Genomic DNA, 25,750 nt, shown 5'->3' with positions numbered 1-25,750 from the left:
GGGCCTGCAGGTATAGGCCGGGCAGTGGGTGGAGAAGGTGAAGCCGCCGTTGGCGGCGCGTTAGGGCCGGCCCGCGCCCGGGCGTGGAGAAGGGGTTGGCTAGAATGCGGCGATTGCACCGCTGCTGGACCCTGCTTGATGCGCATAGACCCCGCCGAGATCGAAGCCCTGTTCGACGCCATTCCCAGCGTGCTGTTCTTCGCCAAGGACATGGACGGCCGCTACACCCACGTCAACATGACGATGATGCAGCGGCTGGGGGTGCGCTCGCGCGGCGAGGTGATCGGGCGGCGCGCCGACGAGCTGTACCCGGCCGGCATGAGCGAGGCCTATGTGGCGCAGGATGCGCGCGTGCTGGCCGGGGAGGTGATCGAGAACGTGATGGAGCTGCAGCTGTTCTCCAACCGCCAGCCGGGCTGGTGCCTGACCTGCAAGCGGCCCATCGTGGAGAACGGCAGGGTGGTGGGGCTGATCGGCATCTCGCGCGACCTGGGCCAGCGCGGCGGGCTGGAATCGCAGTACGAGCCGCTGCGGCTGGCGCTGGAGTACCTCAATACGCACTACGCCGAAAACGTGCGCATGCAGACCCTGCTGGACATCACCGGGTTCTCGCTGTCCAAGCTGGAGCGCAGTTTCCGCAAGGTGTTCCAGATGACGCCGCAGCAGGTGCTCACGCGCCTGCGCATCCAGATCGCCCTGCACCTGCTGCACGGGCAGGACAGCGTGGCCAGCATCGGCCAGGCCTGCGGGTTCACCGACCAGAGCGCGTTCACCCGCAAGTTCAAGGCCGAGGTGGGCATGGCGCCGCGCCAGTACCGGGCGATGATCGCGGCGCGGCAGGACGGCAAGGCGCTGGAAAACTGAACGAAGCATGACTTCCGGCGCTGTCGGGCCGGCGCCCGCGCGCGGACGATGGATGGCTGGGGATTTCCATCGACACATTCCATCGATAAACGGGGGAGAACAGGCATGCGCCGTATTCTGGCAACCGCGATCACGCTGGCCTTGGCCGGCATCGGCCTTCCGGCATCCGCACAGGAACAGGCGCCTGCCGCGCCGGCTGCGCAGTCGGCGGCGGTGACGACGCAGTTGCCGCGCACCGCGCGGCCCACGCACTACCGCGTCGACGTCACGCCGCATGCGCAGCAGATGGCGTTCGACGGCAAGGTCGGCATTGACCTGGAGGTGCTGGAGCAGACCTCGAGCATCGTGCTGCAGGCCGCGGACCTGCGTTTTGCCAACAGCACGCTCACCGCCGCCGGCGGCAAGCCGATGCCGGCCAGGGTGAGCATCGACGCGGAGAACCAGACCGCGACCTTCAGCTTCGACAAAGCGCTGCCGCCCGGGCGCTACACGCTGGCCACCGACTACAGCGGCGTCGTCAACACCCAGGCCAACGGCCTGTTCGCGCTGGATTACCCCACCGAGGCCGGCAGCCGCCGCGCGCTGTTCACCCAGTTCGAGAATTCCGATGCGCGGCGCTTCATCCCTTCGTGGGACGAGCCGGGCTTCAAGGCCACCTTCGACCTGGCCATCACCGTGCCCGAGGCCGAGATGGCGGTGAGCAACATGCCGGTGGCCAGCAGCAAGTCGCTCGGCAACGGGCTGAAGCAGGTGGTGTTCCAGACCACGCCGAAGATGTCCACCTACCTGCTGTTCGTGGCCACCGGCGATTTCGAGCGCGCCGCGCTGAAGGACGACGCCGGCACCGAGATCGGCGTGGTGACGCAGAAGGGCAAGGTGGAGCAGGCGCGTTTTGCGCTGGAAGGCAGCCGCGCCGTGCTGCGCGAGTACAACGATTACTTCGGCGTGCCGTACCCGCTGCCCAAGCTGGACAACGTGGCCGCGCCGGGCAGCAGCCAGTTCTTCAGCGCGATGGAGAACTGGGGCGCGATCTTCACCTTCGAGCACACCCTGCTGCTGGACCCGGCGGTATCCGGTGTGTCGGACAAGCAGCGCGTGTTCTCGGTGGCCGCGCATGAAATCGCGCACCAGTGGTTCGGAAACCTGGTGACGATGGCGTGGTGGGACGACCTGTGGTTGAACGAAGGTTTCGCCAGCTGGATGGAGGACCGCACCACGCGCAAGCTGCACCCGGAATGGGACGTCAACCAGGTGGGCGCGGCGCTGACCAGCCGTGGCGCGATGGGGCGCGACGCGTATGCCACCACCCACCCGATCGTGCAGCATGTGGCGACGGTGGAGCAGGCCAGCCAGGCGTTCGATGGCATCACCTACGGCAAGGGCGCGGCGGTGATTGCCATGTTCGAGGATTACGTGGGCGCCGAGGCCTGGCGCGAGGGCGTGCGCAGCTATGTGCGTGCGCACGCCTACGGCAACGCGGTCACCGACGACCTGTGGCGCGAGATGGACAAGGCCGCGCCGGGCAAGCGCTTCGTCGAGGTCGCGCACGATTTCACCCTGCAGCCGGGCGTGCCGCTGATCCGCGTGGCCAGCCAGTGCGTGGGCGGCCGCACGCAGGTGACGCTGGCCCAGGGCGAATACACCCTGGACCGCAAGGACAAGGTGCCGCTGCGCTGGCGCGTGCCGGTGACCGTGCGCGGCGCCGATGGCACCATTGCGCGCACGCTGGTGGACGGCAACGGCGCGCTGGAGCTGCCCGGCTGTGCCGGGCCGGTGCTGGTCAATGCCGGGCAGAAGGGTTACTACCGCACGCTGTATGCGCCGGCGCAGTTCAAGGCGCTGGGCCAGGGCTTCGCGCGGCTGCCGGTGGTGGACCAGCTGGGCGTGATGATGGATGCCAGCGCGCTGGCGGCGGTGGGCCTGCAGCCGGAATCGGACGTGCTGGACCTGACCGCGCAGGTGCCGGCCGATGCGCCGTCGGACCTGTGGGAAATGGTGTCCGGCACGCTGGGCGGCATCGACGTGCTGTTCGACGGCGATGCGCCGCGCCAGGCGGCGTTCCGCAGGTATGCGCGTTCGCGGCTGTCGCCGGTGCTGCAGTCGCTGGGCTGGGACGCGCGCGAGGGCGATGCGGCGCAGACCCGGCAGCTGCGCAGCGGCCTGATCCGCGTGCTCAGCACGATGGACGATGAGCAGGTGATCGCCGAGGCGCGGCGCCGCTTCGATGCGTTCCTGGCCAACCCGGACTCGCTGCCGGCCGATCTTCGCCGCACGGTGCTGGGCGTGGTGGCGCGCAATGCCGACGCCGCCACCTGGGACCGGCTGCACGCCCTGGCGAAGAAGGAAACCTCGGCCATGGTGCGCGACCAGTACTACGGCCTGCTGGCGCGGGCCAAGGACAAGGCGCTGGCGCAGCGCGCGCTGGACATGGCGCTGACCGGCGAGCCGGGGGCGACCAACGCCGCCGAGATGATCAGCCTGGTGGCGCACGAGCATGCGGATCTTGCGTTCGACTTCGCCGTGGCCCACCGCGAGAAGGTGGACACGCTGGTGGACAGCACCTCGCGCGCGCGTTACTACCCGGGCCTGGCGATGGGTTCGGACGACCCGCGCATGGTGGACAAGATCCGCGCATTCGCCGAGCAGCACATCGCCCCGACCTCGCGCCGTGATGCGGAGACCGCCATCACCGGCATCCAGACCCGGCTGAAGCTGCGCGCCGAGCGCAAGCCGCAGATCGATGCCTGGCTGAAGAAGAACGGTTACTGAGGCCGGTAACGGGCTGGGGCGCGGCGGTGGTGCCGCGCCTCAGCCGGCGTAGTTCGCGCGCGGTTCCTGCACGCGGCCGCCCGCGTCGATGCGGATGCGCGGGCGCAGCCAGGCGGCGAATTCGGCTTCGCTGGTGGAGCCTTCGGCCAGGCGCAGCATGGCGATGTATTTCTCTTCGTCGCTCGCGATCAGCTGCCCGTCGTTGAGGGCGATGAGCACGCGGTAGCAGACATGCGCGGTGCGCTTGTTGCCGTCGACGAACGGGTGGTTGCGGGCCAGGCCGAATGCCAGGCTGGCGGCAAGGTCGGCCAGGTCCGGTGGCGGGTCGCCATAGGCATGCAGCTGCTGCGGGCGGGCGAGCGCGGAGTCGAGCAGGGAATCGTCGCGCACGCCGCTGGCGCCGCCATGTTCGGCAAGTTGGCGGTCGTGGATGGCCAATGCCAGCGGCTTGCTGATCCAGCGGATCATGGTCGCCTCACTGCGCCAGCTTGTGGAGCACCTGCCGGTCCTCGCGCATGATCGCCTCGGCCACTTCCATCTGCGCGGCCAGTTCCGGGTCGAAGGCGGTCAGGCGGATGCCGTCGGGGGTTTCCAGCGCGTAGAGCTCGTCACCTTTTTCCAGGCGCAGGCGCGCAAGCAGTTCCTTGGGCAGGATGATGCCGGACGAATTGCCGATGCTGGTGATCTTGAGTTTCATGGCGGGATTTCGCGATTGTTATAACGAACGTTATCACTCGGTAATGCGCGGGGCAAGCGCATGGCTGGTACAGGGTTCATGGCACACTGCTTCGCCGGCCCACCGGGCCGGTGCGGAGGGGGCTCCGCATCACAGGGGAAACGAACATGCATCGTCTTGTCGTGCTGGCGGTTGTTGCGCTGAGCCTGTCGCCGTGGGTTGCCGCCGCGCAGTCGCCGACGACGGGCTATGTCCTGTGCACGTTGACCGATATCGGGCATACGCCCGCGCGGATATGGGCGTCGCCGGTATTCGAGTCCGATGTGGCGGCGTACGACATGGAGGCCCTCAACCGCCTGGCGGGTGCCTTCCATCGCCATGCGGCGGGACTGGGCGGTGCGGGCGAGAAGAGCTGCGTTGCGACAAGCACACGGGCCGAAGCCGAAGCGCTGCGCCAGGAGCAGCGTGCGCTGTGGGAAAGGCGCACATTCTTCGTGAAGGCCGGCAGCTGGCATGACGTGCCGTGGACGCCGCCGGCGGACGTACTCGTCGCCAGGAATCCGGAGCAGGCACAGACGCGCTATTTCCGTTGCCATGCAACCATGACAGATGTGCCAGGGCGCATCGACATCGCATGGACCGTGAGCAGCGGCGTATTCGAGAAGCCGGTACCGGGAGATCGCGCCTTGGCAGCGGCGCTGGAGCAGGCGCATTCCTATCGGGAGGAGTTCAAGAAGGTCGCGCAGGCCGCGGGTATTCCAGCCGAACTTTCGTCGTGCTTTCCCTACGACACCCGCGGTGAGGCGGACAAGGCCGAACGCGACTACCGCCGCCTGATCGGCGGCTTCAACACGAAGTACAACGTGATCGCCTGGGTACCGAGTGGCAAGGCGATACCACCACCGGTGATGCCGTCGGCAACGGCGCAAACAGCGGACGTCAATGCCAAGCCTGCGGGACTGGGCATGAGGATCGGGGTGGTCGGCGCGGAACTGGCGCGGGCGTCGGGGTTGGGGGCGCCGAGGGGCGCCTGGGTCATCGGGGTTGCCGACGGCAGCCCGGCACGACAGAGTGGTTTCGAGACGATGGATATCGTGCTCGAGATTGCCGGCCAGGCAGTTGCCGTGCCCGGCGATGTGGCGGCCATCATCGAACGCCTGCGGCCCGGTTTCGAGGCGCCGATACAGGTATGGCGTGCGGGAGTGTTACGCGAACTGAAGTTCATCGTGCCTGTGCCGCAGGCGCCAGCGGCTCCGGTCGTGGCGGATGCGGTGGCTTCGCCTTCGCCGGAGGCCGTCCGCCGGCAGGCGGCCGTGGTGGTGGAGCCCGCGACGCTGTACTGCCTGGGCTCGGTGCAGCGCTCCAAGCCGCCGTTGCTGTTGCGCACGCCGATCCGCCAGCAGGCGACGGCCGACGCAGATCCAATTGTTCTGAGAGAAACACTGGCGTCCCTGTATGCGGCAGCCAGGCAGGCCTATCCGGGCGACTGGCGCGACCAAGAGGTCAAATGCGAGGCCACGTCCAACATGTTTCCCGGCGAAACCATGTGCATCGCCGTCAGCAACAGCCGTTTCGGCGGCTTGCAGAACGCCTTGCTGTTCTGCAACGCCTCGCGCGAGCAGATTCAGGCGCGCTCGCAGGGCATGGACAAGGCCGATGGCGGCACTGCACAGGCGTTCGACTGGCCTTCACCTTGATCCGGGGGCAGGCGTTCCGGTGGTGAGCTACATAAGGAAACGGCCCGCTTGCGCGGGCCGTCTGCTTTCCCCTGCCTCGGCCCGTCAGGCCTCGACGTCTTCCTTGTAGGCATCCACCGGGATGCAGGCGCACATGATGTTCTTGTCGCCGTAGACGTTGTCCACGCGCGCCACCGGCGGCCAGTACTTGGACTGCTTCAGCGACGGCAGCGGGAACGCCGCCAGCTCGCGCGGGTAGGCGTGGGCCCACTCGCTGGCCGATACCGCGGTGGCGGTGTGCGGGGCGTGCTTGAGCGGGTTGTCCTCGCGGTCCAGGCGGCCGTCCTCGATGGCGCGGATTTCCTCGCGGATCTGGATCATCGCGTCGATGAAGCGGTCCAGCTCGTACTGCGATTCGCTCTCGGTCGGCTCGACCATCAGCGTGCCGGCCACCGGGAAGCTCAGGGTCGGGGCGTGGAAGCCGAAGTCGATCAGGCGCTTGGCCACGTCCTCGGCGCCGATGCCGGAGGTCTTCTCCAGCGGCCGCACGTCGAGGATGCACTCGTGCGCCACCAGGCCGTTGCGGCCGGTGTACAGGGTCTTGTAGTGCGGGGCCAGGCGCTTGGCGATGTAGTTGGCGTTGAGCAGGGCGACCTGGGTGGCCTTGCGCAGGCCGGCCGCGCCCATCAGCGCGATGTACATCCAGCTGATCGGCAGGATCGAGGCGCTGCCGAAGGTGGCGGCCGAGACCATGGCGCCGTTGCCCACGCCCTGCGTGCGCAGGCCGTCGGCGACCAGCGCGCCCGGCAGGAACGGCGCCAGGTGCGACTTGACCGCGCACGGGCCCACGCCCGGGCCGCCGCCGCCGTGCGGGATGCAGAAGGTCTTGTGCAGGTTCAGGTGCGACACGTCCGAGCCCCACTTGCCGGGCTTGGCCACGCCGACCAGGGCGTTCATGTTGGCGCCGTCGGTGTACACCTGGCCGCCATGCTGGTGGATGATCTGGCAGATCTCCACCACCTCTTCCTCGAACACGCCGTGCGTGGACGGGTAGGTCATCATGATCGCGGCCAGGCGGTCGCTGTACTTCTTGGCGTTGGCGCGGATGTCCTCGACGTCGACGTTGCCGTTGGCGTCGGTCTTGGTGACCACCACCTTCATGCCGCACATCTGCGCCGAGGCCGGGTTGGTGCCGTGCGCCGAATCCGGGATCAGGCAGATGTCGCGGTGGCCTTCGCCGCGCGAGGCGTGGTAGGCGCGGATCGCCAGCAGGCCGGCGTATTCGCCCTGCGCGCCGGAGTTGGGCTGCAGGCTCACCGCGTCGTAGCCGGTGCATTCCACCAGCATCGCTTCCAGCCCGTCGATCAGTTCCTTGTAGCCCTGCGCCTGGTCGGCCGGGGCCAGCGGGTGGATGTTGGCGAACTCCGGCCAGGTCACCGGGATCATCTCGGCGGTGGCGTTGAGCTTCATGGTGCACGAGCCCAGCGGGATCATCGTGCGGTCCATCGCCAGGTCCTTGTCGGCCAGCGAACGCAGGTAGCGCAGCAGTTCGTGCTCGCTGTGGTGGGTGTTGAACACCGGGTGGGTCAGGAACGCGGACTGGCGCACCAGGCCGGCCGGCAGCGCGTCGGCGGTGGCCGCGTCCAGCGCGTCCACGTCCACGCTGGCGCCGAACACCGCGCCCAGCGCGACGATGTCCTCGCGGGTGGCGGTTTCGTCCAGGCTGATGCCCACCGCCTCGCTGTCGATCACGCGCAGGTTGAAGCCGGCGGCCACGGCCCTGGCCTGCAGCGCGGCGGCGTCGACGTTGCGCACGTGCAGGGTGTCGAAGAAGTGCTCGCCCACGTCCACGCCGTTCTTGCGCAGCGCGGCGGCCAGCAGGGCGGCCAGGCGGTGGGTGCGGCGGGCGATGCGGGTCAGGCCTTCCGGGCCGTGGTAGACGGCGTACATGGAGGCCATCACCGCCAGCAGCACCTGCGCGGTGCAGATGTTGGAGGTGGCCTTCTCGCGGCGGATGTGCTGCTCGCGGGTCTGCAAGGTCAGGCGGTAGGCCGGCTTGCCTTCGGCATCGACCGACACACCGATCAGGCGGCCCGGCATCGAGCGCTTGTAGGCGTCGCGGCAGGCCATGAACGCGGCGTGCGGGCCGCCGAAGCCGAACGGCACGCCGAAACGCTGGCTGTTGCCGACCACGATGTCCGCGCCCCATTCGCCGGGCGCGGCGATCAGGGTCAGCGCCAGCAGGTCGGTGGCCACCGCCACCAGGCCCTGGCGGGCGTGCACGGCCTCGACCAGCGCCTTGTGGTCGCCGATGTGGCCGAAGCTGTCCGGGTACTGCAGCAGTACGCCGAAGGAATCGGCTTCCAGCGCTTCTGCCGGGGTGCCCACGCGCAGCACGATGCCCATCGGCTCGGCGCGGGTGCGCAGCAGTTCCAGCGTCTGCGGGTGCACCGCGTCGTGCACGAAGAACACGTCCGACTTCGACTTGGCCGAGCGCTTGGCCAGGGTCATCGCCTCGGCGGCGGCGGTGGCTTCGTCCAGCAGCGAGGCGTTGGCGATCTCCATGCCGGTCAGGTCGGCGACCATCTGCTGGAAGTTGATCAGCGCTTCCATGCGGCCCTGCGAGATTTCCGCCTGGTACGGGGTGTAGGCGGTGTACCAGGCCGGGTTCTCGAGGATGTTGCGCAGGATCACGTTCGGCGTATGGGTGCCGTAATAACCTTGGCCGATGAAGCTGCGCAGCACCTTGTTCTTGCCGGCGATGGCGCGGATTTTGGCCAGTGCCTGCACTTCGGTCAGCGACTCGGGCAGGGCCAGCGGGGCGGGCGATTTGATCGCGCCGGGAACGATGGCGTCGGTCAGCGCATCGAGCGAATCGTGGCCGACCACGCGCAGCATCTGCGCGATTTCGGCATCGTTGGGACCGATATGGCGGTCGACGAAGGCGGAGGCGTGTTCGAGTTCGCGCAGCGAGGGCGTGTTCTGGGGCATGACGGACGTCCGGAGAGTGGCGTGCGGGGCTGGGTCGGCGAGTCCCTCCCGGTCCGGCAGCGGTACCGCGCACGCGGCACCCCGGCCGGCAAGCCGGCGGCTCGCCTCGTGCCCCTCTGTCCTTTTGCCTGAGAGTTTGGAAGGCGCAACCTGGGGGTTACGCGCCTCGTGCACCTTCGGCGCCGGATTGAACCGGTCTCTCCAGAGTTTTGACGCAGGTGGTATCGGGGCCTGAGCGATTGCGGGCGTTTGCGCCTTCGGCAGCGATGAACCGCTTCTCCCACCGTGTAGCGCGCCGATTATAGCGGTTGGCCCGGCCGGGCGGTGCCGGTTCCTTCTCCCTCCGGGGTGAAGGCGTGTGGTTTGCGAGCCATCGGCTCACGAATGCCTGAACGCCCGGCGCGTGAAGCCGGGCCGGGGCGCGAAGCGAGATGCCCCGCAGGGGCGGATGAGGGGCGCCCAACGATGAACACGTCGCCACGCGTCCAAGTGGGAAAACAATCGGGATACCGCGGTGTTTCAGGCGGTACTTGGGCTTCGCCCCGTCCCTCACCCCAACCTCCGCTTCGCGGCCAAGTACACGCTGGTGCCATGGGCGCTCGAAGGCACGCGAGCCAGCGGCGTGCGGGCTGTGCCTTCCCGCCCCGTGGGGAGACGGGCTTCCCGAGCGCGGGCATTCAGCTACATGCCTACCGACGGCGGGCCTGCGCCTCTATCATGTGCGGCCTTCCCGTTTCCTCCCGGCGCCGCCCGTACAGGGCCGGCGCCCGTCGTGCGTCCTCGCGCGCCCCGCCGGATACCCCATGACCGCCGCTTCGCCCTCCACCCGCCGCCTGGCCCTGCTGCTCGCCGGGCTGTCCATGTTCGGGCCATTCTCCATCGACACCATCTTCCCGGCGTTCCCGCTGCTGGCGCGGGAACTGGCGGTGGACGAGGTGGCGGTGCAGCAGACCATCAGCGTCTACCTGCTGTTCTACGGCCTGATGAGCCTGGCGCACGGCCCGCTGTCCGATGCCTGGGGGCGCAAGCGGGTGATCCTGGGCGGGCTGGTGCTGTTCACCGCCGCCTCGGTCGGCTGCGCGCTGTCCACCCACCTGGGCACGCTGCTGGCGTTCCGCGCGCTGCAGGGCGTTTCCGCCGGCGTGGGCATGATCGTCGGCCGCGCGGTGATCCGCGACCTGTACCACGGCGCCGACGCGCAGCGGCTGATGAGCCAGGTGTCGATGATCTTCGGCATCGCCCCGGCCATCGCGCCCATCATCGGCGGCTGGATCCTGCTCGGCGGCGGCGACTGGCCGCTGATCTTCTGGTTCCTGGTGGTGTTCTCGCTGCTGCTGGTCGTCGCCACCGCGCGCTGGCTGCCGGAAACGCATCCGATCGAGGCGCGCACCGGGCTGTCGCCGCGCGGCCTGGTGCGCGACTACCTGCGCATCGGCTTCAACCCGCGCTTCCTGCGCCTGGCGCTGGCCGGCAGCGTCAACTTCGGCGGCATCTTCCTGTACATCTCCTCGGCGCCGGTGTTCGTGATGCAGCACCTGCGCCTGGGCGAAGGCGGCTTCGCCTGGCTGTTCATTCCCACCATCGGCGGCATGACCACCGGCGCCTTCCTGTCCGGGCGCATGGCCGGCCGCACGTTGCCGGTGCGGCAGATCAGCATCGGCTTCGCCTGCTGCGCGCTGTCGGCGGTATTGAACATCGCCTACGCCGCGTCGGTAACGCAGCTGGAACTGCCGTGGGCGGTGCTGCCCATTTTCCTCGGTGGCCTGGGCATGGCATTGATCTTCCCGGTGCTGGCGCTGGCGGTACTGGACATGTACCCGCAGCAGCGCGGCCTGGCCTCGTCGCTGCAGGCCTTCGTGCAGCTGATGATCAGCACGGTGGTGGCGGGCGTCGTCTCGCCGCTGCTCAGCGGCCGGCCGCTGCACCTGGCGCTGGGCATGGCCGGTTTCATGCTGCTGGGCTTCGCGTTCTGGTACTGGGAACACCGCCGCGAGCGCCGCCTGGCCGGCCCGCACATGCACGTCTAGGCTGGGCGTCCATTCCCGCATCACCCCGCCTGCGTCACTCTCCCCATCACCGGCCATCGGCCGTCATCGGAAGTTGCCACCATGTCCATCCATTCCAAGGGCCGCCGCGAGGCGAAGAAGAAGCTGGCCGAGCGCGAGCGCAACCAGGCCGCCGCCAACCCGGCGCCGAAGGCCACGGTGGAACCGCATGCCGAACTGCGCGACCAGCAGCGCACCCTGCTGGCCGGCATCGTCCGCCGCGACGGCGAATGGGTGCTGGGCATGGACGGCAAGATCGCCGGCGAAACGCCCAGCGCCGCCCGCGTGCTGGCGCTGATCATGCAGGCCGCCGAACTGCATGAGCGCAGCGGCACCCCGGTGCGGCTGATGTACTCCGACGCGCTGAAGGACGCCGCGCACGCCGAAGCGGCGGAGCAGGGCATCGACTTCGATACCTGGAAGCGCAACCTGGCCACGGAACTGGGCCTCGGCGGGAAGGACGCCGCGACCACGCATTGAGTTCCGACGGCAAAGCTTGAACGGACAAGGGCGCCTCGAGCGCCCTTGTCGTTTTACGGACGCGCCGCGTTGTGGCCCCGGCCGCGCTACGGCATGCCGGCGCCCACCGTGGCCCGCACCGGGATGCCGGCCGGGTCGAAATCCTCCAGGCAGAACACGTTGATGCCGTAGTGGTCCGGGGTGACGCGCTTGCGGTGGAACGGATAGATGCCGCAGGTCCGGCAGAAGTAATGCGTGGCGGTGAAGGTGTGGAACCGGTATGCCGACAGGTGCTCCTCGCCCGAGAGCAGGCGGAAGTCGCTTTCGTGCACCTTCACCATCAACGCGTTCTTGCGCCGGCAGATGGAGCAGTCGCAGGTCGTCAGTTCGGGGAAGTCGCTGGTGATCTCGAAGCGGACGGCGCCGCAATGGCAGCTGCCGGTGCAGGTGGTTCGGGGGCGGGAGGACATGGGCGTGCAGGGAAGAGTACGGTCGAACAAGACTAAGGCCAAAGTGCCTCAGGGGTTGGCGGGTCATTCGCCATTGCGCCCGCCATGCAGGTGTTCCTGTCGTGGTTGAGCCCGCTGGTCAGTCGCTTTGGGACGACAAATGCCTGTACATGACATGGGCGTCCACAAAGCCCAGCTGCTTGTGGCGGAAGGCCTGGGGCAGGGTGCCGACGACGTCGAACCCCAGCCGCCTGTACAGCCCCACCGCCGGCGCATTGGTGCTCACCACGTAATTGAACTGCATGGCCCTGTAGCCGGCGTCCTGCGCCCGGGCAAGGCTGTGTTCGACAAGTGCCCGTCCGATTCCCCGGCCCTGCGCTTCCGGACTGACCAGGTAGGTGGCGCTCGCCACATGCGCGCCGCGCCCGGGGTAGTTGGCCCCGAACTTGTACATGCCCACGATGCCGGCTTCCGCGACGGCGACGAAGGACGCGTGCGATCCGAACCAGTGCGACCGGAAGGTCTCCAGGTCGAAGTCGTCCGAGAATGGCAGCGCATCGCCCGCGGCGATGACCGCCTGGCATATGCGCCACATCGCGTCGAGGTCGGAATGCCGTGCCTGTCGGATCTGCATGGAATGGGTAGAAGCCTGAGGCATCGCTAAACCGTCCGGCTTGAATGGATCGTCAGCGCCCACTGCGGCGAACGGCGCTGTAGGTGCGGATGTAGTAGCACGATTCCTCCACTGCTCCCGGGGCGAACTGCGTGCGGCCGAGAAGAGCGATGGTTGTCTGGTCGAAAATCCTGGCTGGCCGGGAGAAAACTACTGTTGCGTCTTTTGCTTTTCCTGATCCATCGAGCCTGAAGGAAGCAACGACCACTGCGTTGTGCTCACGGCCGCGCGCCTGTTTGGGAAGATCGTTCCAGGTCATGGGGGCGGCCTGAAGAAGGTGCTCCTCGCAGGTGCGCCCGGAAAGAATTTCCGGGGGGATCTCATTGTCGTCGGCAGCATGCGTGCCGATGGCCGCGAAGGCCAGGAGAAAAAACGCAGGCAATCTCACGATGGTCTCCAGCAGGTGCCTATGTTTGAATCAAGCCGCGTTGCGGTAGTGAGGCGGTTCGAACGGAGATCAGACGCGCGGTTCGTCAGTGCGCCCGCCTCTCGATCTCATCCTATTTGCCCCGATAGCGCGCCGCAGTACATCAGGAAGCGACATGCAACGATCTGGGCGACGACGAAGCCAATGCTGCAGGCCACCAGGCCTGCAGCAAAAGCCATCCAAGGGCGTGCCCGACGCCGGCGAACAGCTACGGCGGCCATGACAGCGGCGATGCCGAGCCCCGGCAGTGAGAACAGGTGACCGAGACCAAGCAGGCCTTGCGGCTGCGGCAACGAGGCCTGCCATGTCCAATAGAAGAGGAAGGAACCGGCGAGCGCCATGGCGGCGCCGGTTGTGAGCAACGGCGGTGCCTTGGCGATCTGCACCAGGCCGACAAGCGCAAACCAGGCAATCAGGTAGTACCAGGCACCTGCGTAGATCGGGTCGCCAAAAACGAATGCCGCTGCCAGCACAATGGCCCCGATCCCGAAAGCGATGACGCTGTCCATCCGGCGAGAGAGTGTGCGCATGGGGCCCCGACGCCTGTTGGGCCGCCTGATGGCGGCATGGCGCGGATCATGGCCGACTGGCCGACGCCTGGCAACGCGGGGCTTCCCTTGTGTGTCCAGTTATGTCGGACGGTCGAATAGTCCTTCAACCGCTCTTGTCGCTTTAGGCTGTTGAACGCTGCAACATCATCGGGGCAGCTGGAAAATCGGCAGGTGGGCCGGCAGAAAGACCAGCGGTACACCGCCGGACACCGGCGGCGAATGGCATGGTCAGAAGCGTAAGCAGCTGAGGGGCTCTTGAACATGTTCAGTCGTTCCCTGGTGTAGCCCGTGCTGGTGCCTGGTATGGCGGCATGGCCGGGGCTATTTCAGGCCGGGGCAGTGCCGATAGACTTGTATCCAAGGTAAAGGGGAGCCAAGGAAAGGATGATCATCGGTATCGATCTGGGCACCACCAACTCACTGGTGGGGGTGTATGAGGAAAGCGGCGTGCGGCTGGTTCCCAATGCACTAGGGGAGTTGCTAACGCCGTCGGTGATTAGCGTGGCGGAAGATGGACAGATACTGCTGGGGCGTGCGGCGCGCGACCGGCTGGTCAGCCATCCCTCTGCCAGCGTGGGCAGCTTCAAGCGCTGGATGGGCAGCAAGCGGGAAACTCGCTTGGGTACGCGGACCTACCTGCCCGAGGAGTTGTCGGCGCTGTTGATCCGCGGGTTGCTTGACGATGTGCAGGCTGCGCTGGGAGAACGCGCGACCGAGGCGGTCATCAGCGTGCCGGCGTATTTCAGCGACGTACAACGGCGAGCGACCAAGCGCGCCGGCGAACTGGCCGGTCTGCGCGTGGACCGGTTGATCAATGAGCCCACCGCCGCCGCGTTGGCCTATGGCCTGACCGAACGACTGGATGATGCGCACGTGATGGTGCTGGACCTGGGCGGAGGCACCTTTGACGTATCCATCCTGGAAATCTTCAGCGGCGTCATCAAGGTGCACTCCAGTGCGGGGGATAATTTCCTGGGCGGGGATGATTTCACTGCTGCACTGGAGGCGCACTGGGTGCGTATGCATGGCATCCACCAGCACGCTATGCGCCCGGAAGAACGGGCTCAGCTGCGACGCCGCGCCGAGCAGGCAAAACACACGTTGGCCAGCGGTCAGATGGCCACCGTGCGTGGCTCCGTGGCGGGTCGCGAGTTTGACACGATCATCGACGAGGCCGAGTTCGAGCGGCTGATCGCCCCTTTGTTGCAGCGCATGCGACAGCCGATCGAGCGCGCGCTGCGTGATGCCGGCCTGCGCGGCAGCGACTTGTCCGACGTGGTGATGGTGGGCGGCGCATCGCGCATGCCACAGCTGGCCAAGCTTTCTGCACGTCTGCTCGGGCGGCTGCCCCTGCGCCATGTAGCACCGGATGAGGCGATCGCGCACGGTGCGTGCGTGGCAGCTGGCTTGAAAGCGCGTGATGCTTCGCTGGATGAGATCGTGCTGACTGACGTATGCCCGCATTCGTTGGGGGTGGAAGTCAGCATGGACCTGGGCAGCGGGCAGCGCAGTGCCGGTCACTTCGACCCGATCATCGATCGCAATTCCACGGTTCCGGTCAGCCGCGTACGCGAGTACTTTCCGGTGGAGGAGCAGCAGAGCTCTGTCACCTTGAACGTGTACCAGGGCGAGAGCCCTGCTATCCGCGACAATATTCTCCTGGGTTCGCTGAGTATCCCGGTGACTCCGGGCGCTCCGGCCGAAAACGGACTGGACGTGCGTTTCACCTACGACATCAACGGCGTGCTGCAGGTCGAGGCTACTCTGCAGAAGAGTGGCCTGAAGCGTGAGCTCATTCTCATTCAGGAAGGCAGCCGGATTGGCGAAGCCGAAGCGCGCGAGCGGATGCGGGCATTGGCCGAGCTGAAGACCCATCCGCGGGACGAACAACCCAACATCGCGGTGATCGCGCGTGCCGAACGCCTTTACGCTGAATCCCTCGGCGCGGACCGCAAGCAGCTGCAGCAGATGCTGGTGAAGTTCCAGTCGGTGCTGGGTGGCCAAGACAAAAAGCAGGTTGCCGAGCACCGGGCGGCGTTCACCTTGGCGCTGGATGCGTTCGAGTCGGGGAGAGCATTTTGAGCCGCACTGCATGGGATGTGCTGGGGATCGAGGAAACGCTTGATGGCAAGGCCATCCGCAAGGCCTATGCGTTGGCGCTGAAGCGCACCCGACCCGACGAGGATGCCGAGGGTTTCCAGCGGCTTACCGACGCCTTCGAATGGGCGGTGGGCTGGGCACGCCATGCTGCTGCCCAACAGGCAGCCGAGCAGTCGCCAGAGCCTGATCCGGCGCACGATACGCTGGACATCATGCCTGCCGCGCCCGCGGATGCCATGGCGGTTGATGCTGATGCGGCGGCGGGCACAGGCACCGACGACGCGGATGGCCAGGCGCAGTCGTTCGCTTTCGCGCCGTTCTTCGAGGAGATGGCCGGGAAGGTGCGGCAGCGCAACCCGATCGTGCTGCGGCAGTGGCTGGACGAGCATCCGGATCTGTACTCGATCGAGTTGAAGTGGGCGCTGATGCCGCATGTATTCGACGCGCTTGCCCACTCGGCGGTGGAGCTGGACCCCCACCAAGGACACCTGAAAGTGCTGATGGAGTTCTTTGGCGTGGATGCGCGCCTGCGCCAGCACCCTGCTCTGGCGGCGCCGCTGAATTACCTTGAGTCGGCCAGCTGGCGCATCCCGCCGCCGCAGCGGACCGGTGATGTCCAAGGTACAAAACCTGGATGGGACAATTTGGGCGCCGTGCTCCACAACCGCGCGGAGGAGCGACGGCGCAAGCCGGCGGAGTCCTCGTCCAATTGGTTACACGTCTTGTGGCTGCTGTTGGGATTGAGTGTCCTGTCCCAGGTCGCCCGGCAGTTGTCTGGTAGCTGAGCGGCAATCTGGAAGCCTGTTTCCATGCATCGAGGGCGCCCATAGGCGCCCTCGATGGTCGGTCATGCTCGTCGGTTTACGGTGAGGCTGGCTTGGTTTGTTCGGCTGCCGGGGCCGTTGCGGTCTGCGACGCCTGCCAGCCGCACATCTGCCCTTCGTTCTGCTGCTTGAGCCATTCCTGCAGCGGGGCGAAGTATTCCAGCATCGGCGCGGCGTCGAGTTTCTCGGTGCCGGTCAGTTCCTTGAGGGTGGCCTGCCATGGCTGGCTGGCGCCCTTGCTGAGCATGGCCCAGTACTTCTGGCCGGCTTCCTTGTTGCCGTAGAAGGTGCACTGGTTGAGCGGACCGGTGTAACCGGCCGCGTCGCACAGGCCCTTGTAGAACTGGTACTGCAGGATGCGCGCCAGGAAGTAGCGCAGGTACGGGGTGTTGCCCGGCACGTGGTACTTGGCGCCGGCGTCGAAGTACTCCTCGCCGCGCGCGCTGGCCGGGGCCACGCCCTGGTACTGGGCCTTCAGTTCCCACCACTTCTGGTTGTACTGCTCGGGCTTGATCGAGCCGTCGAACACGCCCCAGCGCCAGCGGTCGATCATCAGGCCGAACGGCAGGAACGACACGCCGCTCAGCGCCATGCGCATCTGCGCGTTGATGGTGGCCTCGCGGCTTTCCTGCGGCTTGTCGACCAGGCCGATGGAGTTCAGGTATTGCGGGGTCATCGCCAGCACGATGGTGTCGCCGATGGCTTCGTGGAAGCCGTCGTTGGCGCCGCCCTGGAACAGCGGCGGCAGCGGGTTGTAGGCCAGGTCGTAATAGATGTGGCCCAGCTCGTGGTAGATGGTGGTGAAGTGCTCTTCGGTGGGGGTGATGCACATCTTGGTGCGCACGTCCGCGCCCACGTCCTTGCCGTCGCCGCCCATGTTCATGTCCCAGGCGCTGGCGTGGCAGACCACGTTGCGGTCCAGCGGCTTGATGAACTGGGTGTTCTGCCAGTAGCCCGCCGGCAGCTTGGGCATGCCCAGGGACACGTAGAAGTCCTGCGCGCGCTCGGTCATCTGCTTGGCGGTGGCAAGCTCGGCCTCGCGCTGGGCCTTGAAGCGGGCGGCGACGTCGGCGCCGGCGCCGGCCTTGGCCAGCGCCGCGCTCAGGTTGCCCTGGTGCTGCTTCTCCAGCGCGGCGGTGATGTCCAGGCTGCCGGCGCCGGGGTAGGGCTGCAGCTGGTCCCACAGGTTGCTCCAGTCCTGCTGCCACATGTTGCCGGTCAGGTGCGCGGCGATCAGGCCGCCGTCGACTTCGGCCTTGTCCTTGCCGTATTCCTTGTCCAGTTTGGCGCGGGTATAGCAGTGCAGCTGCTCGTACAGCGGCTTGACCTGTTCCCACAGGCGGTCGGTTTCCGGGCCGACCTGTTCGGCAGGCATGTCGTAGCCGGCGCGCCACATCTGCCCGGCGTCGGTGTAGCCCAGTTCGCGCGCGCCTTCGTTGACCAGTTCGACGAAGCGCTGGTACGGCTTGCGCGAGGCCACGGCGGTGGAGTGCCAGCCCTGCCAGGCGTCGAGCTGCTTGTCGTAGTCGTGCGAGCGCGCCAGCACCTGCTCCAGCTCGCCGAGCTGGCGGCAGTTCTGCTGGTCGCCTTCGCCGGTGCAGTAGGTGCCGGCGCCGTAGTCGCCTTCCAGCTTGGTGGCGATGCCGGCCAGTTCGGCGAGCTTGGCCGGGTCGCGCGGGGCCGGCATGGCGGTCATCAGCTTGAGCAGGTGCAGGGCACGCTTGGTGTCCTCGCTCATCGGCTGGCCTTCGTACTTGCCGGCCTGTTCGATCCAGCCGTTGAGCGTGGTCAGCCAGCGCTCGTTGGCCTTGGCCGCCACGCGCGCGGAATCGTCGTTGATGTAGGTGGACGACAGCCACTGCGCCGAGGTCATTTCCGGGTACATGGCCTTGTACTCGGCGTTGACCCGGGCGATGAACTGGTCGGCGCTCTCGGCCGGCGCGGCCTGGGCCGCCGGTGCGGCGGTGTCGGTGGCGGCTTCCTTCTTGCAGGCGGCCAGCGACAGCACGCCGGCGCTCACGGCAAGGGCCAGCAGCAGATGACGTTGTTTCACGCGATTCCCCGGTGGTAGTGGATCGGCGAAGGCTAGAGGGCCGCGGCGGCGGCGGCAAGTGGAGCGGGGTGGGGGTGTGCCCAGGAGCGGCTCCAGCCGCGATGCGGCTTTGCCGGGAAAGCTTCTTGGCGGCTGAAGCCGCTCCTACGCGGGGCCGGGATTCTCAGCGCTTGAGGGCCATCAGCAGCACGCCGCCGCCGATCATTGCCACGCCCAGCCATTCGCGCCAGGCCAGGCGCTCGTGCAGGAAGGCGACGGCGAACACCGCCACCAGCACCACGCTGAGTTTGTCCACCGGCGCCACCTGCGAGGCCGGGCCGCGCTGCAGGGCGCGGAAGTAGCACAGCCAGGAGGCGCCGGTGGCCAGGGCCGAGAGCAGCAGCCAGAGCAGCGTCTTGCCCGGCAGCATCAGCGGGTTGCTCCATTTGCCGGTGGCCGCCACGAACAGCCCCAGCACCGCGACGATGGCGACGGTGCGCAGCAGCATCGCCAGGTCGGCATCGACCTGCTGCAGGCCGAGCCTGGCGAAGATGGCGGTCAGCGCGGCGAAGGCGGCCGACAGCAGGGCCCAGGGCAGCCATTGCGGGAAGGTAGCCATGGTGGTTCTCCGGGTCGGGGCGTATCCATCTTCCCACCACCGTAGGAGCGGCTTCAGCCGCGAATGCTTTTCGCCGGGAAGGCCCGGGAGCATCGCGGCTGAAGCCGCTCCTACGAAGGCGGGCTTACCCTGCGCAGCCGGCGAACAGGTCGCGGTCGCGGGCGTAGACCGAGGTGGCGACCTGCATCAGGCCCAGCACCGAAGGGAACAGGTTGTCCTGGTCGGTGCGGCGGTGCGCACGCTCGCGCAGGCACTGCAGGTCCAGGCCGCGGTCGGCGGCGAACTGCGGCGAGAACCACATCACCATCGGTACGCGGGTCTGTTCGTCCGGCGCGATCGCATACGGCACGCCGTGCAGGTACAGGCCCTTTTCGCCCAGCGATTCGCCGTGGTCGGAGAGGTAGATCATGGCCGTGTCGTAGTCGTCCAGGCCGCGAAGGGTGGCGATGGTGCGGGCCAGGAAGTGGTCGGTATGGCGCACCGCGTTGTCGTAGCTGTTGACGATCTGCCCGCGGCTGCACTTGCCCAGGTCCGGGGTGTCGCAGGTCGGCGCGAACTGGCGGAACTGCGCCGGGTAGCGCTGGAAATAGCTCGGGCCGTGGTTGCCCAGCTGGTGCAGGACGACCACCCGGTCGCCCGGTCTGGCACGCACCTGCGCGGCCAGGTCGTCGAGCAGGATCTCGTCCATGCAGCGGCCGTCGGCGCACAGGCCGGGCTTGGTCGCGTCGTCCAGGCGCTGGATGTCCAGGCCTTCGCACACGCCCTTGCAGCCGGACTGGTTGTCGCGCCACAGCGTGGCGATGCCGGCGTGCTCGAGCACGTGCAGCAGCGACTGGTGGGCGCGGATCTTCTTCTCGTCGTAGTCGTGGCGGCCGAACGGCGAGAACATGCACGGCAGCGATACCTCGGTGCTGGTGCCGCACGCATGCATGTCCGGGAAGTTGATCACGCCGGCCTGCGCCAGTTCGGGCGTGGTCTGGCGGGCGTAGCCGTTCAGGCCCCAGTTCTGCGCGCGCACGGTTTCGCCGACCACCAGCACCAGCAGGCGCGGGCGGCTGCCGGCCGCGCGCGGCATGGCCCTGGCGTCGGTGCCGAGCGGCAGCCTGGGCGCGTGCTTGATGGGGTTGGACGCGCCGAGGTTCTGCTTCAGCGCGATCAGGTAGTTCACCGGCGTGGCGAGGTAACGCACCTCGCGGTGGTTGCGCATCAGCGCCGACACATTCTGGAACGAGGCCAGCGTGCCGGCGCCAGCCACCACCACCACGCCCGCCAGGAACAGCAGGCGCCACAGCAGGGTGCGGCCCCAGCTTCGGCGGCGCAGGCGCACACGCCACAGCAGCACGCACGGCACCAGCGCGTAGCCGAGCAGCGGCAGGAGCAGCGCGGGCGTCATCAGTTCGCGCGATTCCTTGTGGTCGGTGGCCAGCACGTTGCGCAGCATGTCCGCGTCCAGGTAGACGTTGAAGCTGTTCATGTAGTGCGTGGCGAAGGCGGTGGTGACCAGCAGCATCGTCAGCAGCACCCTGGCGTTCCAGCGCCACACCAGCAGGCCGAGCAGGAAGGCGTGCACGCCCATCAGCAGGGCGAACAGCGACAGCGCGAACAGCACGCTGCCGGGGTTGGTCGCCATCGCGTTGCGCCAGAACAGGCCGTTGCAGGCCAGGGCGAAGAACGCGCTGGCGAGCAGGATCAGCGTTTCGGTGGCGATTTCCGGGCGCCAGCGGCGCAGGCGGGCGAAGGGCGTGGCCGCTGCCGGCAGGTGCGGGGATGCGATGCTCATGCGCGGTTTCCGTCCTTGAAAGTGCCGGCCCAGGCTGGCGCGAACATCAGCAGGTAGAGCAGCACGGCCACCGTCCAGCCCACCGCCAGCGACCCCACGTCGTGGGAGAGGAAGTGCGCGCCGCGCAGCTGCTGGGAGACGCCGAACAGCAGGCCGGTGGCCAGCGCGGCCGCCAGCGCCGGCCAGCGCCATTGCGGGCGCAGCAGCAGCGCGAAGAAGTACAGCGCCACCCAGCCGTAGCCGGCGCTGGCGTGACCGGCCGGGAAGCAGGCGGCATGGCCGAGCAGCACCGGGCGCGGCTGGAACAGGCCGACGAACGGGCGCAGTCCGCCATACCGCTGCAGGTCCCAGGGGCAGTCCATGTGGGTCATCGACTTGAGCAGGGCGACCACGCCGGTGGACAGGCCCACCGCCAGCAGCAGGTACAGCAGCGGCAGGCGCAGCGGCTTCCAGCGCGCATCGACGCAGGCGCGCACCAGGGCCAGCATCACCAGCAGCGCGGCAAGGGTGCTCAGGTTCTTGCCGCCGCGGTGGATCACGTGGCTGGTCCACCACGCATCCTTGAGCGCCCACTGGCCGCCTTCCCAGCGATAGAGCAGGTCGGCCAGCCACTGGTCGCCGTTGCCGGCCATCAGCAGCACGCTGGCGACGGCCAGCGCCGCCAGCGGCAGCAGCAGGTGGCGGCGCAGGAAATCACCGCGGCTGGCGGCGGCGAGGTCGGCGGGTAACGCGTAGGGAGGGGTGGAAGCCAGGGGCACGGGCGATACGCCATCGGAACGTGGGCGCATCGTCGTTGCCGGCATGTCGGAGACGGGTCGGAGCGGTGTCCGAACCGCGTTAAGCGGTCAGCGGCCGGCAAGCTTTCCGTGTTTCGCGTGTCCGCGCACGCCGGTGCCGGGGCGTCGCCCGGCGGCGGCCTCACTCCTCGGCGTCGGGGTCTTCGATCGCGCCGGCCACCGCGCCGTGGCTGCGCGCCACGCAGGCGGCGTCCAGCGCGGTGCCGGGCAGCAACTGCCAGTCGTTGCGGTTGGCACTGCCGATGTCGATGACCCGGGCCGGATCGGCGCAGGGCGTCATCGCCTGTTTGAGCACGAACAGCCAGCGCCGGCCGGGATCGGCGGCGACCCACTGCGCGGCGCGTTCCCACTGTTCGGCGAGCGGGCGCTTGAAGCCGAAGTCGGTGGCCTGCGGCGAGGTCTGCAGCAGGTTCTGCTCGCGCCAGGCGACCATGCCCAGTTCGGCGTCGGCGCCGATGCGCGCGCGTGCCTTGGCCATCACCGCCGAAGCCGAGCTGTACGGGTCCAGTGCCGGCATCAGGCCTGCGCCGTACATGATCCACAGCAGCGCCGTGGCCAGCACCACCGCCAGCCCGGCGCGGCGCAGGCGCAGGAACGCCACCAGCGCCAGCGCGGCGATGCCGAAGCCCAGCAGCCAGGCGCCCACCTGCGGCAGCACCCACGGGTCGATGGCGCGTTTGGCCGCGTTGCGCTGCGCCCAGCCGTCGCCGTGCAGCGCGCCATGGCCGATGGCCAGGGTCGCCACCGCCAGCAGCAGCACGTACAGCAGCAGCACCCAGCGCACGCCGGTGCGGCGCAGCAGCCCGGCCAGCAGCGGCGCGGCCGCCACCGCCAGCGCCGGCAGCATCGGCAGGATGTAGACCTCGCGCTTGCCCGGGCTGGCGCTGAAGAACACCAGCACCAGCAGCGCCCAGCCCAGCAGCACGATGTAGCGCGGGTCGGCGCGGCGCAGGCGGCGCCACCAGGCCGGCACCAGCCACGGCAGCAGCAGGCTGCCCGGCAGCCACAGCGTGGCCATCACCTGCAGGTAGTACCAGGCCGGCTTGTGGTGGTGCCAGGCGTTGGCATAGCGGGTGCCGGTCTGCTTGAACAGCAGTTCGTGGGCATAGGCCTGCAGGTGCGGGTCGGGGGTGCGCAGCAGGGCGATGCCCAGCGGCGCCAGCCATACCGCGGCGCCGGCGACGAACAGCGGCAGGATCAGCCACCAGCCCCATCCGCGCCCGGCGCCGGCCGCGCCCGGATGGCGCCAGCGCCAGATGGCCCAGGGCAGCAGCGCCAGCAGCGGCAGGAAACCCACGCCCTTGGTCACCGTGCCCAGGCCGGCGGCGAAGGCGCCCAGCGCCAGCAGCTTCCAGTTGGGCCCCAGCAGCAGGTGCCGCAGCAGCGCCCACAGCGACAGCGTGGTCATGCCCACCAGCACCATGTCGATCTGCGCGCGCTTGGCCATCAGCCCGAACTGGATGACGACGAACAGCCCCAGCACCGCGTAGCGCGCCACGCGCCGGTTCCACAGCCGCCGCGCCAGGTCCCAGGTCAGCCACAGGGTCAGCAGCGCCGACAGCAACGACGGCAGCAGGAAGGCGACGGTCCAGTTGCCCAGCACCGAATAGGTGGCGGCCTGGATCCACATGAAGGTCGGCGGCTTCTCCGCGTACAGCTCGCTGCCGCGGTGCGGCAGCAGCCACTGCCCGGTCTCCACCATCTGCCGCGCGGCGAGCACGAAACGCGGTTCGTCCGGCGGGGAGGGTTCGCGCATGCCGAGCCCGGCCAGCAGGCTGGCCACGACCAGCGCCAGCAGCAGGAACCAGGGGGCGGAGGACCGGGGGCTGGACAGGCGCACGCGAGGCTCGCTTGGAAGAGGGGCGGGGATGGTCGCGCGGCCGGCGTGGGAAGCGCGTCGGAGCCGCATTGTCGCCGTTTCGACGCCGCTCCGACCATCGATGTGGCTACGATGGGCGCACCTTCGGCGCTGGCCGTCGCCGCCGGCCGCGCCTTGGCCGGCCGCCGCCGGCGACGGGGCGTACCGTTCCTCCCGGGATTCCCACATGCGGCTGCTGGTCATCGAAGACAATCGCAACCTGATCGCCAATCTTTTCGACTATTTCGAAGCGCGCGGCCATGTGCTCGACGTCGCCCCCGATGGCGTGACCGGTCTGCACCTGGCGGCCACCCAGCCCTACGACGCGATCCTGCTGGACTGGATGCTGCCGCGGCTGGAGGGGCCGGAGGTACTGCGGCGCCTGCGCGAGGAGCACCGCTCCGAGGTGCCGGTGATCATGCTCACCGCGCGCGACGAGCTGCCCGACAAGATCGCCGGCTTCCGCGCCGGTGCCGACGACTACCTGACCAAGCCCTTCGCCCTGCCCGAGCTGGAAGTACGGCTGGACGCGGTGCTGGCGCGCACCCGCGGCCGCAACCCGCGCAAGGTGCTGGAGGTGCACGACCTGCGCCTGGACCTGGCGACGCTGGAAGTGCAGCGCGCCGGCCAGCCGCTGCACCTGTACCCGGCCTGCCGCAAGCTGCTGGAGGTGCTGATGCGTGCCAGCCCGGCGGCGGTGCCGCGCGGCCAGCTCGAATACGCGCTGTGGGGCGACGAGCCGCCCGATGGCGACATGCTCCGCTCGCACATCTACGAACTGCGCCGCAGCGTCGATGGCCCGTTCGAGCAGAAGCTGCTGCACACCCTGCCGCGGGTGGGCTACCGCCTGTGCGCGCCCGGCGCGACGGAGGCGCAATGAAGCGGCGCACGTTGCGGCGCAAGCTGCTGGGCTGGCTGGCCAGCTACCTGGCGCTGCTGACCCTGGTGGTGTTCAGCGCGGCCAACTACGTGCACGAGCGCGCCGAGCATTCGGTGTGGCGCGCGCTGCTCAACTCCGAGCTGGACAGCGTGATCGCCAACAAGCGCAGCGATCCGCACTACCGCTGGCAGGACTCGGACACCCTGCATTTCTTCAGCGAGCACGACGCGCACGGCATCCCGGACGTGCTGGCGCACCTGAGGCCGGGGCTGCACGACGGCGTGTGGCTGGAAGGGCACCGGAGCGCGGTCATGGTGCGGCAGACCAGCGATTTCGGCCGCACGATGCTGGTGCTGGACATCACCGATTTCGCCGAACTGGAGCACTTCATCACCCGCTGGGCGGTGCTGGCCGGCATCGCGATGGCGATCGTCACGTTGCTGATGGCGTGGGTCGGCATGAACCGGCTGGTGCGGCCGCTGGTCGGCCTGGCCGACGACATCGCCGGACTGCAGCCCGAGCGCAGCGGCCAGCGGGTGCAGGTCGCCGCGCGCGGCAGCACCGAGATGGAAGTGATCGCCGATTCGGTCAACGACTACCTGGAGCGCAACGAGCGCTTCGTCGAGCGCGAGCGTGCCTTCATCAGCACCGCCAGCCACGAGCTGCGCACGCCGATCGCGGTGATCACCGGTGCGGCCGAGCTGGCGCTGGAACAACCCGAGCTGCCGCCGCGCGCGCGCCAGCAGCTGCAGCGGGTGCGCGGCACGGCATCGGGCGTGGAGCAGCTGATCGAACTGATGCTGGTGCTGGCGCGCGACCCGGCGCGGCTGGCGGCGTTGAGCGAGCCGCTGGCGCTGGAACAGCTACTGCCGGAGATCGTGGCCGACCACGCCTACCTGGCCAGCGGAAAGGAGCTGTCGGTCGAGGTGGCGGACGCCGCGCCCTGCACGATCGTGGCACCGGTGGGCGTGGTGCAGGCGGCGGTCGGCAACCTGCTGCGCAACGCGCTGGAAAACAGCGACCGCGGCGTGATCCGCATCGCGCTGTCCGCGCGCGCGGTGGTGACCATCGACGACCCTGGCCACGGCATGAGCCCGGAGGAAGTGGCCGCGGCCTACGCCAAGATCGCGCGCGGCGAACGCAACATGCGCACCGGCATCGGCCTGGACCTGATCGGCCGCCTGTGCGAGCACCTGGGCTGGAAGCTGGACATCCACTCGGGCCCGGAGCGCGGCACGCGGGTCACGCTGGACATGGGGGCGTCGCTGCCTTAGCGCCGG

At 68.4% G+C, this 25,750-nt stretch carries 21 protein-coding genes and 1 riboswitch; of the genes, 9 read left to right on the top strand and 12 right to left on the bottom strand.

Going from position 1 to position 25,750, the window contains the following annotated elements; all coding sequences use genetic code 11:
- The first annotated feature begins 135 nt into the window (after window positions 1-135).
- Together ABTV91_RS14730 and ABTV91_RS14725 are read left to right on the top strand one after the other, a co-directional pair.
- Complete coding sequence (locus ABTV91_RS14730; RefSeq protein WP_433852092.1) at window positions 136-864, top strand: helix-turn-helix domain-containing protein; 729 nt, start codon at window positions 136-138, stop codon at window positions 862-864.
- Window positions 865-969: 105 nt separating this feature from the next.
- A complete protein-coding gene (locus ABTV91_RS14725; protein ID WP_433852091.1) occupies window positions 970-3,633 on the top strand; it encodes a M1 family metallopeptidase in 2,664 nt (887 codons plus the stop codon).
- A 39-nt stretch (window positions 3,634-3,672) separates the two neighbouring features.
- Here the strand turns inward: ABTV91_RS14725 and ABTV91_RS14720 are convergent, their stop codons facing one another.
- Together ABTV91_RS14720 and ABTV91_RS14715 are read right to left on the bottom strand one after the other, a co-directional pair.
- Entirely contained in the window at window positions 3,673-4,101 is a 429-nt protein-coding gene (locus ABTV91_RS14720) for a type II toxin-antitoxin system death-on-curing family toxin (protein WP_433852090.1), read from the bottom strand.
- Between the two features lie 7 nt (window positions 4,102-4,108).
- Window positions 4,109-4,330, bottom strand: a complete 222-nt coding sequence (locus tag ABTV91_RS14715) for an AbrB/MazE/SpoVT family DNA-binding domain-containing protein (protein WP_153191670.1) — start codon at window positions 4,328-4,330, stop codon at window positions 4,109-4,111.
- Window positions 4,331-4,476: 146 nt separating this feature from the next.
- On the opposite strand from ABTV91_RS14715, the gene ABTV91_RS14710 reads away from it, so the two are divergent.
- Complete coding sequence (locus tag ABTV91_RS14710) at window positions 4,477-6,006, top strand: PDZ domain-containing protein (RefSeq protein ID WP_433852089.1); 1,530 nt, start codon at window positions 4,477-4,479, stop codon at window positions 6,004-6,006.
- A gap of 84 nt (window positions 6,007-6,090) precedes the next feature.
- Here the strand turns inward: ABTV91_RS14710 and gcvP are convergent, their stop codons facing one another.
- Window positions 6,091-8,976 carry an aminomethyl-transferring glycine dehydrogenase gene (gene gcvP, locus ABTV91_RS14705; protein ID WP_433852088.1) on the bottom strand — a complete coding sequence of 962 codons (2,886 nt, stop codon included), beginning with the start codon at window positions 8,974-8,976 and terminating at the stop codon, window positions 6,091-6,093.
- Between the two features lie 106 nt (window positions 8,977-9,082).
- A riboswitch (glycine riboswitch) is annotated at window positions 9,083-9,191 on the bottom strand.
- 588 nt (window positions 9,192-9,779) lie between these two features.
- Between gcvP and ABTV91_RS14700 the strand changes: the two genes are divergently transcribed.
- Window positions 9,780-11,003 (top strand): multidrug effflux MFS transporter, encoded by a 1,224-nt coding sequence (locus ABTV91_RS14700; protein WP_433852087.1) that lies wholly within the window; start codon window positions 9,780-9,782, stop codon window positions 11,001-11,003.
- A gap of 81 nt (window positions 11,004-11,084) precedes the next feature.
- Window positions 11,085-11,501, top strand: a complete 417-nt coding sequence (locus ABTV91_RS14695; protein ID WP_433852086.1) for a hypothetical protein — start codon at window positions 11,085-11,087, stop codon at window positions 11,499-11,501.
- An 86-nt stretch (window positions 11,502-11,587) separates the two neighbouring features.
- Here the strand turns inward: ABTV91_RS14695 and ABTV91_RS14690 are convergent, their stop codons facing one another.
- From ABTV91_RS14690 to ABTV91_RS14675, 4 genes are all read right to left on the bottom strand, one after another.
- Window positions 11,588-11,950 carry a GFA family protein gene (locus ABTV91_RS14690; RefSeq protein WP_433852085.1) on the bottom strand — a complete coding sequence of 121 codons (363 nt, stop codon included), beginning with the start codon at window positions 11,948-11,950 and terminating at the stop codon, window positions 11,588-11,590.
- Window positions 11,951-12,068: 118 nt separating this feature from the next.
- Window positions 12,069-12,563, bottom strand: coding sequence for an N-acetyltransferase family protein (locus tag ABTV91_RS14685; RefSeq protein WP_433852084.1), 495 nt, complete (start codon window positions 12,561-12,563; stop codon window positions 12,069-12,071).
- 52 nt (window positions 12,564-12,615) lie between these two features.
- Entirely contained in the window at window positions 12,616-12,990 is a 375-nt protein-coding gene (locus tag ABTV91_RS14680; protein ID WP_433852083.1) for a TonB family protein, read from the bottom strand.
- Window positions 12,991-13,097: 107 nt separating this feature from the next.
- A complete protein-coding gene (locus ABTV91_RS14675; protein ID WP_433852082.1) occupies window positions 13,098-13,559 on the bottom strand; it encodes a hypothetical protein in 462 nt (153 codons plus the stop codon).
- A gap of 405 nt (window positions 13,560-13,964) precedes the next feature.
- On the opposite strand from ABTV91_RS14675, the gene ABTV91_RS14670 reads away from it, so the two are divergent.
- A complete protein-coding gene (locus ABTV91_RS14670; protein ID WP_433852081.1) occupies window positions 13,965-15,662 on the top strand; it encodes an Hsp70 family protein in 1,698 nt (565 codons plus the stop codon).
- Window positions 15,659-16,465 (top strand): J domain-containing protein, encoded by an 807-nt coding sequence (locus ABTV91_RS14665; RefSeq protein WP_433852080.1) that lies wholly within the window; start codon window positions 15,659-15,661, stop codon window positions 16,463-16,465. Before ABTV91_RS14670 ends, ABTV91_RS14665 begins: the two co-directional genes overlap by 4 nt.
- A gap of 76 nt (window positions 16,466-16,541) precedes the next feature.
- On the opposite strand, the gene ABTV91_RS14660 is transcribed toward ABTV91_RS14665, so the two are convergent.
- From ABTV91_RS14660 to ABTV91_RS14640, 5 genes are all read right to left on the bottom strand, one after another.
- Window positions 16,542-18,557: a M2 family metallopeptidase gene (locus tag ABTV91_RS14660; RefSeq protein WP_433852079.1), complete on the bottom strand. Its 2,016-nt coding sequence runs from the start codon at window positions 18,555-18,557 to the stop codon at window positions 16,542-16,544.
- A gap of 163 nt (window positions 18,558-18,720) precedes the next feature.
- Window positions 18,721-19,155, bottom strand: coding sequence for an EamA family transporter (locus ABTV91_RS14655; RefSeq protein ID WP_433852078.1), 435 nt, complete (start codon window positions 19,153-19,155; stop codon window positions 18,721-18,723).
- Window positions 19,156-19,279: 124 nt separating this feature from the next.
- Complete coding sequence (locus ABTV91_RS14650) at window positions 19,280-20,935, bottom strand: phosphoethanolamine transferase (protein WP_433852077.1); 1,656 nt, start codon at window positions 20,933-20,935, stop codon at window positions 19,280-19,282.
- Complete coding sequence (locus tag ABTV91_RS14645; RefSeq protein ID WP_433852076.1) at window positions 20,932-21,723, bottom strand: phosphatase PAP2 family protein; 792 nt, start codon at window positions 21,721-21,723, stop codon at window positions 20,932-20,934. Before ABTV91_RS14645 ends, ABTV91_RS14650 begins: the two co-directional genes overlap by 4 nt.
- Window positions 21,724-21,853: 130 nt before the next feature.
- A complete protein-coding gene (locus ABTV91_RS14640; RefSeq protein WP_433852075.1) occupies window positions 21,854-23,641 on the bottom strand; it encodes an ArnT family glycosyltransferase in 1,788 nt (595 codons plus the stop codon).
- Window positions 23,642-23,777: 136 nt separating this feature from the next.
- On the opposite strand from ABTV91_RS14640, the gene ABTV91_RS14635 reads away from it, so the two are divergent.
- Complete coding sequence (locus ABTV91_RS14635) at window positions 23,778-24,470, top strand: response regulator transcription factor (RefSeq protein ID WP_433852074.1); 693 nt, start codon at window positions 23,778-23,780, stop codon at window positions 24,468-24,470.
- Window positions 24,467-25,744: a sensor histidine kinase gene (locus ABTV91_RS14630; protein WP_433852073.1), complete on the top strand. Its 1,278-nt coding sequence runs from the start codon at window positions 24,467-24,469 to the stop codon at window positions 25,742-25,744. Before ABTV91_RS14635 ends, ABTV91_RS14630 begins: the two co-directional genes overlap by 4 nt.
- Window positions 25,745-25,750 lie beyond the last annotated feature (6 nt).

The sequence above is a fragment of the Stenotrophomonas nitritireducens genome (assembly GCF_050984405.1).
Taxonomy (GTDB): Bacteria; Pseudomonadota; Gammaproteobacteria; order Xanthomonadales; family Xanthomonadaceae; genus Stenotrophomonas; species Stenotrophomonas nitritireducens_B.
Note: the sequence above shows the minus strand (reverse complement) of the source record. Positions and strands in the feature narration are given on the sequence as shown.